Annotated in this window: 13 protein-coding genes; 5 read left to right on the top strand and 8 right to left on the bottom strand. The window is 68.4% G+C overall.

Going from position 1 to position 15,550, the window contains the following annotated elements; translation table 11 throughout:
* Positions 1-121 precede the first annotated feature (121 nt).
* A complete protein-coding gene (locus J3R73_RS30450) occupies positions 122-886 on the top strand; it encodes a Bax inhibitor-1/YccA family protein (RefSeq protein WP_307436397.1) in 765 nt (254 codons plus the stop codon).
* Positions 887-1,163: 277 nt separating this feature from the next.
* Here J3R73_RS30450 and J3R73_RS30445 read toward each other — a convergent pair whose 3' ends face one another.
* The 7 genes from J3R73_RS30445 to J3R73_RS30415 form a co-directional block, all read right to left on the bottom strand.
* On the bottom strand, positions 1,164-2,780 hold the full coding sequence (locus J3R73_RS30445) for an AMP-binding protein (RefSeq protein ID WP_307436393.1): 1,617 nt from the start codon (positions 2,778-2,780) through the stop codon (positions 1,164-1,166).
* Positions 2,781-2,801: 21 nt separating this feature from the next.
* Entirely contained in the window at positions 2,802-3,404 is a 603-nt protein-coding gene (locus J3R73_RS30440) for a CAP domain-containing protein (RefSeq protein ID WP_307436390.1), read from the bottom strand.
* Positions 3,405-3,444: 40 nt separating this feature from the next.
* Entirely contained in the window at positions 3,445-6,336 is a 2,892-nt protein-coding gene (locus J3R73_RS30435; RefSeq protein WP_307436385.1) for a DUF3772 domain-containing protein, read from the bottom strand.
* Positions 6,337-6,420: 84 nt separating this feature from the next.
* A complete protein-coding gene (locus tag J3R73_RS30430; RefSeq protein ID WP_307436381.1) occupies positions 6,421-6,894 on the bottom strand; it encodes a GNAT family N-acetyltransferase in 474 nt (157 codons plus the stop codon).
* Positions 6,895-6,911: 17 nt separating this feature from the next.
* Positions 6,912-7,385: a GNAT family N-acetyltransferase gene (locus J3R73_RS30425; protein ID WP_307436379.1), complete on the bottom strand. Its 474-nt coding sequence runs from the start codon at positions 7,383-7,385 to the stop codon at positions 6,912-6,914.
* A complete protein-coding gene (gene kce / locus J3R73_RS30420) occupies positions 7,382-8,293 on the bottom strand; it encodes a 3,5-dioxohexanoate:acetyl-CoA acetone transferase (RefSeq protein WP_307436376.1) in 912 nt (303 codons plus the stop codon). The genes J3R73_RS30425 and kce overlap by 4 nt, the downstream gene beginning before the upstream one ends.
* A gap of 2 nt (positions 8,294-8,295) precedes the next feature.
* Complete coding sequence (locus J3R73_RS30415; protein ID WP_307436374.1) at positions 8,296-9,636, bottom strand: aspartate aminotransferase family protein; 1,341 nt, start codon at positions 9,634-9,636, stop codon at positions 8,296-8,298.
* 426 nt (positions 9,637-10,062) lie between these two features.
* Between J3R73_RS30415 and pncB the strand changes: the two genes are divergently transcribed.
* The 3 genes from pncB to J3R73_RS30400 all read left to right on the top strand — a co-directional run bounded on the left by pncB (position 10,063) and on the right by J3R73_RS30400 (position 13,681).
* Positions 10,063-11,364 carry a nicotinate phosphoribosyltransferase gene (gene pncB / locus J3R73_RS30410; RefSeq protein WP_307436371.1) on the top strand — a complete coding sequence of 434 codons (1,302 nt, stop codon included), beginning with the start codon at positions 10,063-10,065 and terminating at the stop codon, positions 11,362-11,364.
* Positions 11,365-11,390: 26 nt separating this feature from the next.
* Positions 11,391-12,416 carry a zinc-dependent alcohol dehydrogenase family protein gene (locus J3R73_RS30405; RefSeq protein WP_307436368.1) on the top strand — a complete coding sequence of 342 codons (1,026 nt, stop codon included), beginning with the start codon at positions 11,391-11,393 and terminating at the stop codon, positions 12,414-12,416.
* Between the two features lie 110 nt (positions 12,417-12,526).
* Complete coding sequence (locus tag J3R73_RS30400; RefSeq protein ID WP_307436365.1) at positions 12,527-13,681, top strand: winged helix-turn-helix domain-containing protein; 1,155 nt, start codon at positions 12,527-12,529, stop codon at positions 13,679-13,681.
* A gap of 51 nt (positions 13,682-13,732) precedes the next feature.
* On the opposite strand, the gene J3R73_RS30395 is transcribed toward J3R73_RS30400, so the two are convergent.
* A complete protein-coding gene (locus J3R73_RS30395) occupies positions 13,733-14,647 on the bottom strand; it encodes a DMT family transporter (RefSeq protein ID WP_307436362.1) in 915 nt (304 codons plus the stop codon).
* Positions 14,648-14,741: 94 nt separating this feature from the next.
* Between J3R73_RS30395 and J3R73_RS30390 the strand changes: the two genes are divergently transcribed.
* Positions 14,742-15,515 carry an AraC family transcriptional regulator gene (locus tag J3R73_RS30390; RefSeq protein WP_307436359.1) on the top strand — a complete coding sequence of 258 codons (774 nt, stop codon included), beginning with the start codon at positions 14,742-14,744 and terminating at the stop codon, positions 15,513-15,515.
* Positions 15,516-15,550 lie beyond the last annotated feature (35 nt).

Raw genomic sequence — 15,550 nt, 5'->3', positions numbered from 1 at the left:
CGGCCGATACTTGCCGCCCCGAAAATCAACATTGCACGCAATTCACTTAACTATTGCGCCCGGACACACTACATAGTGTTCTATCTGTCTGGCGGTTTCCGCCGCCCTTTTGGAGAGACCCATGGCTTCCAATGATCCTCGTTTCTCGATCGGCTCCTATACGGACGCCCGTGCCGGGGCACCTGCGATCGATCAGGGGCTGCGCGCCTTCATGCTCGCGGTCTACAACCACATGACCATCGGCGTCGCGCTGACCGGTCTGGTCGCGCTCGGTACCTATATGGCATCGGCGATCGAGGTGAACGGGCAGCTGACCGGGCTCACCGCCTTCGGCCAGGTGCTCTATCTCAGCCCGCTGAAATACGTCGTCATGCTGGCGCCGCTGGGCCTGGTGATGTGGCTCGGCATGGGCGCGGAGAAGATGTCGGCGTCGACGGCGCGCGCGCTGTTCTACGTCTATGCGGCCTTGATGGGCCTGTCGCTGTCGACGATCTTCCTCGTCTACGCGCATGGTTCGATCGCCCGCGTGTTCTTCATCTCGGCCGCGAGCTTCGGTGCGCTCAGCCTCTACGGCTACACCACCAAGCGCAATCTGTCGGCGATGGGCTCGTTCCTGATGATGGGCCTGATCGGCCTGCTGATCGCCAGCGTCGTGAACATGTTCTTCCCGTCGGGCCCGCTGACCTTCCTGATCAGCGTCGTGGGCGTGGGCGTGTTCGCCGGCCTCACCGCCTGGGACACGCAGAAGATCAAGTCGATGTATCTGCAGGGCGGCCGCACGCAGGAAGAGGGCTACAAGCTGGCCATCCTCGGCGCGCTCGAACTCTATCTCGACTTCATCAACCTGTTCCTGATGATGCTGCGTCTGCTCGGCGACCGCCGCTGATCGACACTGACGAAGGACCGATCGAGGCGAAGGATCTTCGCCCGATCGGCGCCAATCAATCGACCCGCCCGACGACAGGCCATTGGCGCAACACGCCGAAATCCTGGCCTCCGGCGGGTTTTCTTATGGGGTGGGCTGGTCGCCGGCTGCTGCCTCTTCGGCCTCTACGCTCCCCGCCCCGCCTGTCGCTTCGTGGTGGAAGGAACATCCTAAGGCCGGCGATCGATCGCGAACCGGGGCATGGCGGACCGGCGCCTCGTGTCCGACCGCAGATCGCCTAATCCCGTTCCCTCAGGGCCTGCCGGATGATCTTGCCTGAAGCCGTCAGCGGCAGGGCGTCGACATAGGCGACGGCACGCGGATATTCATGCGCCGACAGGCGGGCGCGCACGAAGGCCTGGATGTCGGCGGTCAGGTCCTCCGAAGCCGCGAATCCGGGCTTGAGCACCACGAAGGCCTTGACGATCTCGGTGCGCAGGCTGTCCGCCGCGCCGACGGCGGCAGCGGCCGCGACCGCCGGGTGACGCATCAGGCAGTCCTCGATCTCGCCCGGGCCGATGCGGTAGCCGGCGGAGGTGATGATGTCGTCGACCCGCCCGACGAAGTGGATGTAGCCGTCCTCGTCGCGCCAAGCCTTGTCGCCGGTCAGCAGCCAGCCGCCGCGGTATTTCGCCTCGCTCGCCTGCCGATTGTTCCAGTAGCCGAGAAACATCACCGGGTCGGGCGCCTCGACGATGATCTCGCCGATCTCGCCGGGCGGGCATTCGCCGCCTTCGTCGTCGGCGATCCCGACGCGATGGCCGGGCACCGCCTTGCCGATGGCGCCGGGGCGCGACACCCCGGCCTGGAAGCAGGATCCGAGCACGAGGTTGCATTCGGTCTGGCCGTAGAGCTCGTTGACCGGGAAGCCGAAGGCCTGCTCGGCCCAGGCGAACGTGCCCGGCCCAAGCGTCTCCCCCGCCGACATGATGCTGCGCAGCGCCGTGCGATAGACCTCGCCGGGGCGGTGGGCCGCCTGCAGCATGCGCAGCGCCGTCGGCGGCAGGAAGGCATTGCGCACGCCGAGGTCGGACAGCAGCGCCAGCGCGTCGTCCGCCGCGAATTTCGCATGCAGCCCGGCGACCACCGGCACGCCGAGCGACAGGCTCGGCAGCAGCACGTTGAGGAGCCCCCCGGCCCAGGCCCAGTCGGCCGGCGTCCAGATCAGGTCCCCGGCGAGGCCAAGATCCGGATGGGCGAAACGCAAGCCCGGCACATGGCCGGGCACGACGCGATGACCATGCACCGCGCCCTTGGGCTGGCCGGTCGTGCCGGAGGTGTAGATCATCAGCGCCGGGTCGTCCGGCCCGCTCGCCACCGGGGCGAAATCGCCCCAGGCCTGCACGAGGAGCCGGTCGAGGCCGAGGACGGCGCCGCGCTGGCCGTCGACGCTGATGACGGTTTCGAGATCCGGCAGGCCTCCTTCGATCGCATCGAGCTTGGCGAGGCCTCCCTCGTCCAGCAGCAGCGCCTTCGCGCCGGAATCCCGCAAACGGAAGGCCAGGGCGTCCGGGCCGAACATCACGGCGAGGGGCAGCGACACGGCGCCGAGCTTGGCGGCGGCGACATGGGCGGTGACCACCGTCGGCGACTGCGGCAGCAGGACGGCGACGCGGTCCCCCTTGCCGACGCCGAGGCGGCGCAAGGCGAGCGCGAGCCGGTCCGAGGCTTCGCGCAGCGCGCCGAAGGTGAAGCGCTCCGTCCCGCCGCCGGGCAGGCGGCGCAGCACCGCGAGGCGATCCGGCTCGCGCGCCGCCCATTTGTCGCAGACGTCGATGCCGATATTGTAGCGCGCCGGCAGGTTCCAGCGGAAATCGCGCATCAGCCCGGCATAGCCCGTCCCGTCATCCGCCATGCGTCGTCGATCCAGACATGGTCAATTCCCGAACAGCCCGCCGAAGGGCGCCGCGATGACGCCGCCGACGCTTCGGGCCGGAGAGACCACCCGCCGCCGGACCCTCACCATCGGCCCCTCGCCGAAGGGCGAGGGCTGCGCCTTCGCCGGCTCGCCCGCGATCGCCATTGCCCAATAGACGCGTCCGCGGGATTGGGCAATGGCGATGCCGAAGCGCGTGGCGTTGGGCATCAGCAGATTGGCGTTGTGCCCGGGCGAGTTCTTCCATTGCCGCATGGCGTCGCCGTCGGTGTAGGTGCCGTAGGAGACGTTCTCCGCGATGCGGGCGTCGGCGAGCCCGGCCGACTGCACGCGTGAGGAAAAGCTGCCGCCGACGCTGTGGGACAATTCGTCATGCGAGGCCATGGCGTCGGCCTGGGCCTGGGCGAAGGCCGTCAGCCGGCCGTCGAGCGAGACCGGCGTCAGGCCCTGGCTGCGGCGATACTGGGTCAGCCAGTCGCGGGCGCCGGCGGCGCTGAACGACACCGGGCGGCGCTGGTAGGAGACGTGCTCCGGCGGGCTGGTGGCGCAGCCCCCCAGTGCGAAGAGGATCAGGGCGGCGAGCGCCGCCCTCAGACGAGGCATCGGGTTCTCCAATCATTGGCCGTTCGCAGACGGACCGTTCTCACGGCGACGCCTTGGTTGCCGGGGCGGCGGCCGGCGGCGCCTTGTTCGCCGGAGGGGAGGCCGGCGGCGGCGCGGCCGGCTTGTCGCCGCGCATTTTCGCGACCTCGACGACGCCCAACGCCTCTTCGAGGCTGACGACCACCGGCGGCGGCACCGCCGGCAGCTGGGCCACCATCCGGATGCCCTTGGCCCGGAAGGCCTTGAGGATGCGGATCAGCAGGTCGCTCTTCACCGCCGGCTGCGTTTCCATGCTCGCCAGCACCACCACCAGCTCGAACTCCAGCGCGGCATCGCCGAGCTTCGACAGGAACACCCGCGGCGCCGGCGACGGCAGGATGCGCGGATCGTCCTCGGCGGCGCCGAGCATCGCCGCCCGCACGGCGTCGACATCCGCATCATAGCCGAGCGAGAGCACGATGCGCAGGCGGCTCCAGGTGTTGCCGTAGACCCAGTTCTTCACCACGCCGGTGATGAGGAGGGAATTGGGGACGATCAGCGTGGCGCGGTCGAAGGTCTCGATCTCGGTGGCGCGCACGCTGATGCGGCGCACGAAGCCTTCCTCGCCCGAGGCGGCGATGATGTCGCCGACCCGGATCGGACGTTCGGCGAGGAGGATGAGGCCGGAGACGAAATTGTTCACGATCGCCTGCAGGCCGAAGCCGATGCCGACGGCGAGGGCGCTGGCGACATAGGCGATGTTCTGCAGGCTGAGCCCGATCTCCGACAGCGAGGCGGAGATCGCCATGATGACGCCGACATAGCCGACGATGGTGGCGATGGAATTCTGCAGGCCGGCATCGAGCGTGGTGCGCGGCAGCAGCGTGTTGCTCATCCAGCCGCGGATCAGCCGCGTCACCCCCCAGATGGTGACGAACAGGAAGATGCCGGCGAGGATCGACGATGGCGAAATCGTCATCTCGCCGATCTGGAAGCCGAAATAGGCGCGCTGCACCGCCGGCAGCATGTCGGCCGAATAGAAGCCGAACGGCGCTCCCAGCGTCAGCACCGCCGCCACGATGATGACGAGGCGCAGGATGCCCGACAGCAGCGTGGCGCTGAAGGACACGTTCTTGGACGAGATGCCGACGGCCCGGGAGATGGCGCGCCGGCGCTCGGTATCGCCCAGCAGATTGTCGGTCAGGGCCGAATCGACCAGCGTCGTCAGCAGGTAGCTCGCGGCGATGATGCAGATCAGCAGCAGGGGCAGCACGGCCGCCGCCACCGCGAGCGCCGTATAGCCCGCGATCAGGCACACGCCCATCACGAACACCGCGACCCAGCTGATCGGGCGGAGAATGTCGAGGGCGTTGATGTCCTCGTCGGGCGACAGGACCTGCCCGTTGACGACCGTCGGCGGCGCGCTGCGCAGCCGGATCAGGAGGGAGCAGGTGATGATGATGAACAAGGACGCGGTGACGGCGTCCCTCGCCACCGTCAGGGAGGCATCGGCATGGAGCGACTTGATGAAGCCGTCCAGCAATTGGGACACGCCCAGCACGAGGGCCATCCAGCCCATGCGGCGCCCGATGCGGCGCACCGCCCAGTCGCTCAGCGGCAGCAGCCGCAGGTCCGAATGTTCCTTGGCCAGGATGGCGCGCGCCAGCGCCCACAGGCCGAAGCCCACCAGCGTGGCGCGGATGAAGTCCCAGCCGAACTCGTCGATGACATAGACCGGCAGCAGGCTGGAGAAGCGGAAGGCGAGCACCGCGACGCAGACGGCGCAGGGCACGCGCAGCATCGTATAGACGAGCCCCAGCACCGCATCGAGCGAGGCGACGTAGCGCCGCGACGTCTTCTTCTTGCGGGGCAGCCGCGCCTGCCAGCGCATGATGCGGTAGCGCAGGAACTGCGCCACCACATAGCCGGCGGCGATGGTCAGCAGGAAGATGGCGATCGAGGTCGAATTGACGGCATGGGTGAAATGCAGCGCCGAGGTGACCGCCATGTCTTTCGCCCGGAGCACGGCTTCCGGCGCCTTGCGGATGACCGGCTTCCAGAAGCTGCGGGAGAAGACGCTGTCGCCGCCCTTCAGCAGCCGCCCCGTGATGAGCTCGCGCTGATATTCGGTGACGGCATTGGCGAGGTCGTCGGCCCTCGCCGCCTGGTATTGCGTCTTGGTGACGATCTCCGCCAATTGCGTGAAGAGGGCGTTCTCCGTCCGGCGCGTATCGGTGATGTCCTTGCTCTCGGGCGGGTCCGTGGGCTTGGGTTCCGGGCCCAGCTTCTTGAGGCGCGACTGGGAGGCGTCGCGCAGGGGAATGACGGTCGTCTGCACGGTCGTCAGGTCGGTCCGGGCGGCGTCGATCTTCGCCCGCAGGTCCTGCAGCGTCTGCGAGGCCGAATCGCCGGCGCTGGCGATGCTCGCGAGGCTGGCCTCGACGTCGTCGAGCGCCTTCTTGTCCGCATTGAACGACATCAGGAACGGCTGCACGATGATCAGATTGGCCAGGGTGTCGGCGCGCTCGACCTGGTCCTGTATGTCGGTCATCACGCCCGAGAGCTGGTCGAGCGTCGCCTGCTCCCGGCTCCGGGCCTCGGTGACGTCCTTGCTCTCCGGCGGATCCGCCGGCTTGGGCGGCGGCCCGATCTTGTCGAAGCTGGCCCGGTGGCTGTCCCGTACCGCGAGGACGTTCGACTGCAGGGTGACGAGGTCGGTCCTGACCCGGCTCACGCTCTCCCGCAGCCTCTGCAGCGTCAGCTGCGCCGCATCGCCATCGTCCTTCACGGTCGCCAGGCCCGAGGCGACCTCGTCGAGTTCCTTCCTGTCCTGGGTCAGCGTGTTCTGGAACGCCGCCGCCGAGCTGTCCTGCGCCGAAGCCGCAAGCGGTGCGACGAGCAGGGCGAGCAGGAGGCACCAGAAGGCGGCGAAGCGGGAGACGAAACGATGCATGAGCCCGAAACTAAAGGTTGATGCCGTCAGATGGAAGGATTTGCCGGCAGCTTTATGGCCGAGCGCCGAGATCGTGTCCGATCGTCAGGCGCGGCCGGCGCTCGTCTGGCGGAAGAGGTCGAGCTTGCGGGCACCGATGTCCTTCTCCACGAGTTCCCAGCCGATCCGCTGGAGGAAGGAGCGCCTGGCGGCGTCGGCGCCCAGATGCACCCGCTCGAAACCGCGCTGGAAGGCGCGGTCGACGGCTTCCCGCACGAGGGCGGTGCCGACGCCCTGGCCGCGATGCTGCGGCTCCACCCACACGGCGGCGACCCAGGGCGACAGCTCCAGGCATTCCTGCATGTCGGAAGCGACCAGGGAGGCGGTGCCGACGAATTCGCCGTCGTGATGGGCGACGAGACAGAAAGGCAGCGGCGCACCCGCCAGATTCGCCCGTACCCATATGGTGAGGACGTCGATCGGATAGCCCTTGTGCCTCCACCAGGCGTTCCAGACGCGGTCGGCGATGGCGCCGCTGAAGTCGGGATACCGGATGAGGTCGGATATCTGCACGGGCATGAGAAAAAATCCTGCCTTCAATCGCCGGCGAGCGCCTGGAGGGCCGTCTCGTCCAGCACGAGGAAGCGGTCGTGCTCCAGCGGCCTGAAGCCGAGACGCTGGTAGAAGCGCTTGCCGGCGAGATTGCCCTCGTCGATGTCGAGCCGCATGAAGCGGGCGCCCCTCGCCCGGCCGAGGCGGGCCGCTTCCTCCAGCAGCCTGACGCCGAGGCGCTCGTTGCGCCGCTCCGGCCGCACGAAGAGGTCGACGATGAACAGGCCGACGGCGCCGCGCCAGGTCGAGAACGTCTCCTGATGCACGAGATAGCCGGCCAGGCCGCCGTCGTCCTCTTCCGCGACCAGGATCGCGATGCTCGGACGCGGCCCGAACACCTCCATGCGCAGGAGGTCCGCCGTCGTGCCCGACCGGACGCCGAAGAGCCCGGCGAGTTCGGCCACCATCGCCGCGACGGCTTCGCAGTCGCCGGGCCGCGCCGGGCGGACGATCGTCACCGGGCGGGCACGCCGATGATGGCGCGCGCTTCGGCCGGCGTGGCGATTTCGAGGCCCAGTTCTTCGAGGACGGTGCGGATCTTGGTGACCTGCTGGGCATTGGAGGTGGCGAGCTGCCCCTTGCCGATCCACAGATTGTCCTCCAGCCCGACGCGGACATGCCCGCCCATCACCGCCGCCATGGTGCCGAGCGCCATCTGGTTGCGCCCGGCCGCCAGCATGGACCATTCATAGTCCCTGCCGAACAGCTTGTCGGCCGTCCGGCGCATGTCGACCACGCTGTCCGGATTGGCCCCGATGCCGCCGAGGATGCCGAGCACGGTCTGCACGAACAGCGGCGGCGTCACCAGCTTGCGGTCGAGGAAATGGGCAAGCGTGTAGAGATGGCCGATATCGTAGCATTCGAACTCGAAGCGGGTGCCCAGCGCCCCCATGGTCGAGAGGATCAGCTCGATGTCGGCGAAGGTGTTCTTGAACATGCCGCCGCGCGTGGCTTCGAGGAAGGGGCGCTCCCACTCGTGCTTCCATTCGCGCGGGCGGTCCAGCATCGGATAGAGGCCGAAATTCATGGTGCCGAGATTGAGCGAGCACATTTCCGGGCGCAGCGTCGAGGGGCCCTCGAGGCGCTCCTGGGTGGTCATGCGCGCCGAGCCGCCGGTGGTGATGTTGACGATGGCGTCGGTCGCCTGGCGGATGCGCGGCACGAAACGCTCGAACACGGCGACATCCGGCGTGGGCGCGCCGGTGTCGGGATCGCGGGCATGCAGATGCAGCACGGCGGCTCCGGCCTCGGCGGCCCCGATGGCGGAGGCGGCGATCTCGTCGGGGGTCACCGGCAGATGCGGCGACATCGACGGCGTGTGGATCGATCCGGTGACCGCACAGGAGATGATGACTTTGCGTGCCATGTTCAGTGTCCGATATCGGTGAGCGCCTGGCGCAGGGAAACGGCGAAGCGGCCGGCGATCTCGTCGAGTTCGCCGTCGGTGGCGATGTAGGGCGGCGCCAGGATCACCGTATCGCCGCGGATGCCGTCGACATTGCCGCCGGAGGGATAGCAGATCAGGCCGTTCTCCATGGCCCGCGAGCGGATCTTCAGGAAGAGCCCCTTCTCGGCCGGGAAGGGCTCCTTGCTGTCGCGGTCGGCGACGAGTTCGATGCCGATGAAGAAGCCGCGGCCGCGGATGTCGCCGACCGCGTCGATGCCGTGCAGGGCGTCACCCAGGGTCTTCCTGAACGCCTCGCCCTTGACCGCGACGCGCTGCACCAGCCCGTCCCGCTCGACGATGCGCTGGACGGCGACGCCGGCGGCACACGCCGCGGTATGGCCGGTGAAGGTGTGCCCGGTCTGCGGTCCGCCGTCGACCGTATGGATCGGCTCGGCGACCGCGGCCGAATAGATCGCGGCGCCGAGCGGCAGGTAGCCGCCGGCGAGGCCCTTGGCCACCGTCATGATGTCCGGGAAGACGCCGTCATGCTCGAGGGCGCGCCAGGTGCCGCAGCGCCCGGCGCCGCACATCACCTCGTCGGCGATCATCAGCACGCCGTGGCGGTCGCAGATCTCGCGCACGCGCCTGGCATAGCCGGGCGGTGCCGGCACGACGCCGCCGGCCGCCCCCACCACGGGTTCGAAGACGAAGGCGGCGACCGTCGCAGCGCCGAGTTCGAGAATCTTGTCCTCCAGTTCCCGCGCGCAATAGGCGCCGACATCCTCCGGGGCCACGCCCGCCGGCGGACGGTAGACATTGGCCGGCGACAGGCGCGGCACGTCGACGAGCGCGCCTTCGAAAGACAGCCGGCGCTCGCGGAAGCCAGAAAGCGAGAGGGCGCCGAGCGTGTTGCCGTGCCAGGAGCGCTCGCGCGAAATGAAGCGTCGGCGGCTCATCTCGCCGCGCGCGGCGAAATATTGCAGCGCGAGCTTCATCGCCGATTCCACCGCCTCCGAGCCGCCGGACACGAACACCATGCGCTCGAGCGTGCCGCCGCAGGCCCTGCCGATGCGCTCGGTCAGCTCCTCCAGCGGGTCGGAGGTGAAATTGTAGCGATAGCCATGGGCGATGCGGTCGAGCTGGTCCTTGATCGCCTGGTTCACCTCCTCGTTGCCGTGGCCGAGCGAATACACCGCCGGCCCGCCCGAACCGTCGAGATAGCGCCTGCCGTCGGTATCGACGAGGACGAGGCCCTTGCCCCAGGCAATCTTCGGCAGCTGCGCCGCCGCGACCGATGTGGATTCTCCGGGTGCCCCAGCCATGCTTCTCTCCGCGCCGGCACGGTTATGGAAGCCGGAGAGACGGGGCGTCAAGGGAGGCGATATCGGGCACGGACGATTGGCGGGATCCGACGCCGTCCGACATGCAGAATGGCGACAAGATCCCCCAAAGCGCAATCGCGCGAATCGATTTGGCGGGACGTCGACAGATGTGATACCCCTTCGGCATGCAGAAAAATCCGAAGGCCCCCGGGCCGGATCGAGTTGGCACATTCATTCTCGACAGCCGTGACAAGGGCCTGACCGGCGACGAGCGCCGAGCGCTCGTCAAGCAGCAGGCCTCGAAGAAATAAGCCCGCGTCGTGATCTATGCAGCCGGTATCGCCCCCCGACCGTCGGCTTTCCCACTCTTGATCTTGCCCGGCATTCCACGCATGGTCCGCCTCTTCGCGTCAGGTGCCGGGTTCCATGAATATCGATATCGCCAAGCGGGTCTATGATCGGACCTGGAAGCTCGATCCGATCGTCCGTAGCCTTCTGGATACGGATTTCTACAAGCTGCTGATGCTGCAACCCATTCACGCCCGGCACGAGAACGTGCGGACGAAGTTCACCGTCATCAACCGGACCAAGTCGGTCAACCTCGCCTCGATCATCGACGAGAAGGAGCTGCGCGACCAACTCGACCATGCCCGCACCCTGCGCTTCGGCAAGCGCGAGCTGATCTGGCTGCGGGGCAACACCTTCTATGGCAAGCAGCAGATCTTCCGCCCCGAATTCCTGGCCTGGCTCGCCGATTTTCACCTGCCCGACTATGAGCTGCGCGTCGAGGACGGCGACTATGTGCTGGAATTCGACGCGCCGTGGAGCCAGGCCACGATGTGGGAGATCCCGGCGCTCGCCATCATCAACGAATTGAAGTCGCGCGCCGCCACCCGCTCGATGGGCCGGTTCGAGCTCGATATCCTCTATGCCCGCGCCAAGGCCAAGCTGTGGGACAAGATCGAGCGGCTCAAGAAGCTGGAAGGCCTGCGCATCTCCGATTTCGGCACCCGCCGCCGCCACAGCTTCCTGTGGCAGAGCTGGTGCGTGGAAGCGATGAAGGAGGGGCTCGGCGCGGCGTTCGTCGGCACCTCCAACGTGCTGCTCGCCATGAACAACGACCTGGAATCGATCGGCACCAACGCCCATGAGCTGCCGATGGTCTATGCCGCCCTCGCCAGCGAGGACGACGCCCTCAGGGATTCGCCCTATCGCGTGCTCGAAATGTGGCGCGACTTCTACGACGGCAACCTGCTCATCGTGCTGCCCGACACCTTCGGCACCGCCGCCTTCCTCGAGCGCGCGCCCGACTGGGTGGCGGACTGGACCGGCATGCGGCCCGATTCCAAGCCCTTCAAGGAAGCCGGCGAGGAGATCATCGCCTGGTACCGGGCCCGGGGCCGCGATCCGAAGGAAAAGCTGATCATCTTCTCGGACGGGCTCGACATCGATTCGATCGAGGCGGCGCACAAGGTGTTCAACGGCCGCATGCGCCCCTCCTATGGCTGGGGCACCAATCTCACCAATGATTTCAGGGGCTGCGGTTCCCATCCCATCCCCCTGCTCGACCCGATCTCGCTGGTGTGCAAGATCACCGAGGTCAACGGCCGCCCCGCCGTCAAGCTCTCGGACAACCTCGCCAAGGCGACCGGCGGCGAGCCGGCGATCAAGCGCTATCTCAGGGTGTTCGGCGAGGAGGGGCGCGGCCTGCAGGCGGTCACGGTCTGAAGAAGAAGAACAGTCGGGAGGAAGGCATGAAGGCGGTACGGCTCGAATCGGTCGGGAATCTCTTCCTGCGGCGGGTGGACGACCCGGTGCCGGGACCGGACGATCTGCTCGTCCGGGTCGAGGCGTCCGGCGTCTGCGGCACCGACCGCCACCTGCTGCACGGGGAATTTCCCAGCAAGCCGCCCGTCACGCTCGGTCATGAATTCTGCGGCATCGTCGAGGCCATGGGCAGCGACGTGCAGGGCTTCCGCACCGGGATGCGCGTCACCGGCGACCCGAACATCGTCTGCGGCCGCTGCGAGCAGTGCCATGCCGGCCGCATCAACCTCTGCCGCAACCTCACCGCCATCGGCATCCATCGCGACGGCGGCCTCGCCGACTATGTGCTGGTGCCGCAGAAGCAGGCGCATGAACTGCCCTTGTCGCTCGAGGCGGCGCATGGCGCCTTCTGCGAGCCCCTGGCCTGCTGCCTGCACGGCATCGACATCGCCGGGATCGAGGCGGGCTCTTCCGTCGTGGTGCTCGGCGGCGGCGTCATCGGCCTCCTGACCGTGCAGCTCGCCCGGCTGGCGGGCGCCAGACGCGTCGTGCTGTCGACCCGCCAGGCCTCCCGCCGCAGGCTGGCCGAGGCGGTCGGCGCCACCGCCAGCGTCGATCCCACCGCCGGGGACATCATCGCACGCGTCACCGGTCCGGGCGGGCTCCTGCCCGGCGGCGCCGACGTCGTGATCGAATGCGCCGGCGTCGGCGAGACCGTGGAACAGGCCTTCCAGCTCGCGCGGCCGGGCGGGACGGTGGTCATCCTCGGGGTCATGCCGCAGGGGGTCAAGGTGGCGGTCGAGCCCTTCGACATCCTGTTCCGCGAGCTCAAGGTGTTCGGCTCCTTCATCAACCCGTTCACCCACAAGCGTGCGGCGGACCTCATTTCCTCCGGCGCCATCCAGATCGATCCGCTGATCACCCGCAAGGTCCCGCTCGACGACATCCCCGGCATCATCGCTCATCCGCCCGCCCCCGGCGAGGTCAAGGTGCTCTATGTGCGGCAGGGATGAGTCACCCCGCGGAAGAGGCGGGTCGGGGGACCCGCCCACCGGCGTGCCGCTCCGCTGACCGGCCTTCTTCCTCCGCCGGCATGACGCCCGCCAACACACCGATTCGCCCGATGCCGAAAGCGCCCTCCAAACCCGCTTCCCTCTCCACGGCCGAGGCCCGCCGCCTCTGGCTCGGCGCCCAGCGCCTCGACATGCCCGCCCCCTTCGGCAACGGGCCGGAGGCGACGCCCCTTGCCGTGGAGCATCTGGGCTATGTGCAGATCGACACCATCAACGTGATCGAACGCTGCCACCACCACATCCTCTGGAGCCGCATTCCGGACTATCGGCGCGAGCACCTCGTCCAGGCCCAGTCGGCGGACAAGAGCGTGTTCGAATATTGGACGCATGCGCTCGCCTATATCCCGACCCCGGATCTGCGCTTCTTCCTCGCCGACATGAAGCAGCACCGCGCCGTGCCGAGCGACTGGTTCGCCTCGGTGACCAAGGCGGACCTGAAGAAGGTGCTCACCCTCGTGCGCGACGGCGGGCCGCTCACCATCCGCGACATCGAGGACGACGTGCTTGTCGAGAAGGACCATGCCTGGGCGAGCCGCAAGCCTTCCAAGCGCGCCCTGCAATTCGCCTTCTACACCGGCGTGCTGACCGTCAGCGGCCGGCAGGGCATGCTGAAGACCTATGAGCTGATGGAGCGCCATTTCGGCTGGAACGAGCGGCCGAAGCCGGCGACCGAGCGCCAGACGCTCGACTATCTCGTCGACCGGGCGCTGCGCGCGCAGGGGGTGGTGAGCCTCGATTCGATCTGCCATCTCGATGCCGGGCGCAAGCCGGCGGTGCGGCAGGTGATCGAGGCGCGGATGCGCCGCCGGCAGCTCGTCGCCGTCGCGGTCGAAGGAGCCGGCAAGACCGAGCACTGGGCCGAGCCGCGCACGCTCGACACCCTGCCGGCGGCGCCGGCCGAAGGCGTGCATATCCTCTCGCCCTTCGATCCCCTGATCATCCAGCGCAAGCGGCTCAGGCTGTTCTTCGGCTATGACCATCTCTTCGAGGCCTATGTGCCCAGGGAAAAGCGCGTCCTCGGCTATTTCGCCCTGCCGGTGCTGGTGGGCGACGAGGTCGTCGCCGCCATCGACATCAAGACGGACCGCGCCGGGCGGGCGCTGCTGATCCAGCGATGGAGCTGGGTCGGCAAGGGCGATGCCGCCCTGCACAAGGCGCCGATCGAGGAAGCGCTGCATCGCTTCGAGCGCTTCCAGCTGGCGTGACGCCCCGGCACTGGCGGAGGAGGGCGAAGGCGCAAGGAAGGCGCCGAAGCCTCACGTGCGCGGCGCGGGCCGCATGCCCGGCAGGGGCCGCCGCACCGTCTGGGCCACGGCGACCCCCGCCAGAACCAGGCCGCCGCCGATCACATGGTAGGGCCGGACCGGCTCGCCCAGCATCACGATCGCCGCCGCCGCGGTGAGCACCGGCAGGAGATTCATGAAGATCGCGCAGCGGCTCGGGCCGAGGCGTTCGACGCCGCGGATCCACAGGAACGGCAGCACCACCGAGGCCAGGCCGCCGGCATAGGCGATCAGCGGCAGCGTCTCGGCGTTGAGGGCCCTGAGCGGCGCAGGCGTTGCCAGGAAGGCCGGAAACATCACCGCCAGGGCGCAGAGCGCCTGCATATAGGTCGACTGCCAACCGGGAACCGGCAGGCGCCAGCGCTTCAGGAGCACGCTGTAGAGGGCATAGACGAGCGCGGCCGCCAGCATCAGCGCATCACCGGGATGGACGCCGCCGGCCAGCAGGGCCTGCGGGCTGCCCCCACCGACGAGATAGGCGAGGCCGGCGAAGGCGAGCACGCCGCCGCCGATCGTGCCCGCCGTCGGGGGCTCGCCGAGGAGAACGGCGCCGAGCGCCACCGTCAGCAGCGGGGAGAGCGCGGTGAACACCGCCATGTTGGTGGCGGTCGTCGTCTGCGCCGCCAGGTAGGACAGGCTCTGGAACAGGCACATGGCCAGGAAGCCGAGGATGGCGAACTGGCCCAGCCGAGGCCAGATCGCGGCACGGTTGCGCCAGGCCGGTCCGGCGACGAACAGGCTCATCAGCAGGACGGCGAGGAGCAGGCGATAGAAGGTGATCGCCTGGGGGCCGATCGTCTCGGCCGAGAGGCGCGAGGCGATGACGTTGCCGGCCCACAGCACGATGGCGGCAAGGGGATAGAGGAAGGAGAACCGTTTCGGGGACATCGAGGAGGCATCGCGTTGGAGGAAGTCTCATCCATGCCCTCTTCCGCGCCTGTCCGTCTCACGCTAGAATAACAGTGGCTATCGAGTTTGGGACATGCTGCACGAACGCACCACCCGTCACCTCGCCTATCATGCGACGCCGCGGCCGCTGGCGGCGATGGAGGTCGACTATCCCGACGGCACCTCCACAGGCCTGCACGCCCATCCGCGCGCCCAGCTCCTCCATGCCATCCAGGGCGTGATGATCGTGCGATCTGCCGTCGGCATCTGGGTCGTCCCGCCCAACCGCGCGGTCTGGCTGACGGCGGGTATCGAGCACGAGGTGCGGATGTGCGGCGACGTGAAGATCCGCACCGTCTTCGTCGATCCCGACGCCTCCGCCTTCCTGCCTGCGGCGAGCTGCGTCGTCGCCGTCTCGCCGCTGTTGCGCGAACTGATCGTCGCCGCCGTCGGCATCCCCCCCGACTACGCGCCCGGCGGACGCGACGAGCGCCTGATGCAGCTGCTGCTCGACGAGTTGCAGGGACGCGACGTGCTGCCGCTGCACCTGCCGATGCCGCGCGACCGCCGCGTGCGGACCGTCTGCGAGGCGCTCGCCGCCCGGCCCGGCGACGAGGCGACGGCCGGACAATGGGCGAGCCGGCTCGGCGTCACGCCCAAGACGCTCCATCGTCTGTTCCCCAAGGAGACCGGCCTGACCTTCGGCCAGTGGCGCCAGCAGGCCCGGCTTCTCGGCGCGCTCGAAAGGCTGGCGAAGGGCGAGCGCATCGTCGAGGTCGCGCTCGACAGCGGCTATGCCAGCCAGAGCGCCTTCACCGCCATGTTCCGCCGGCATTTCGGCATGCCGCCCGGCCTGTTCCATCGCTGAAGCAGGATGGGCTTCCGCCGACGTCTTTCTTCGCC

Source organism: Labrys monachus, assembly GCF_030814655.1.
Lineage (GTDB): Bacteria > Pseudomonadota > Alphaproteobacteria > Rhizobiales > Labraceae > Labrys > Labrys monacha.
This window is presented reverse-complemented; position numbering and strand designations above follow the sequence as displayed.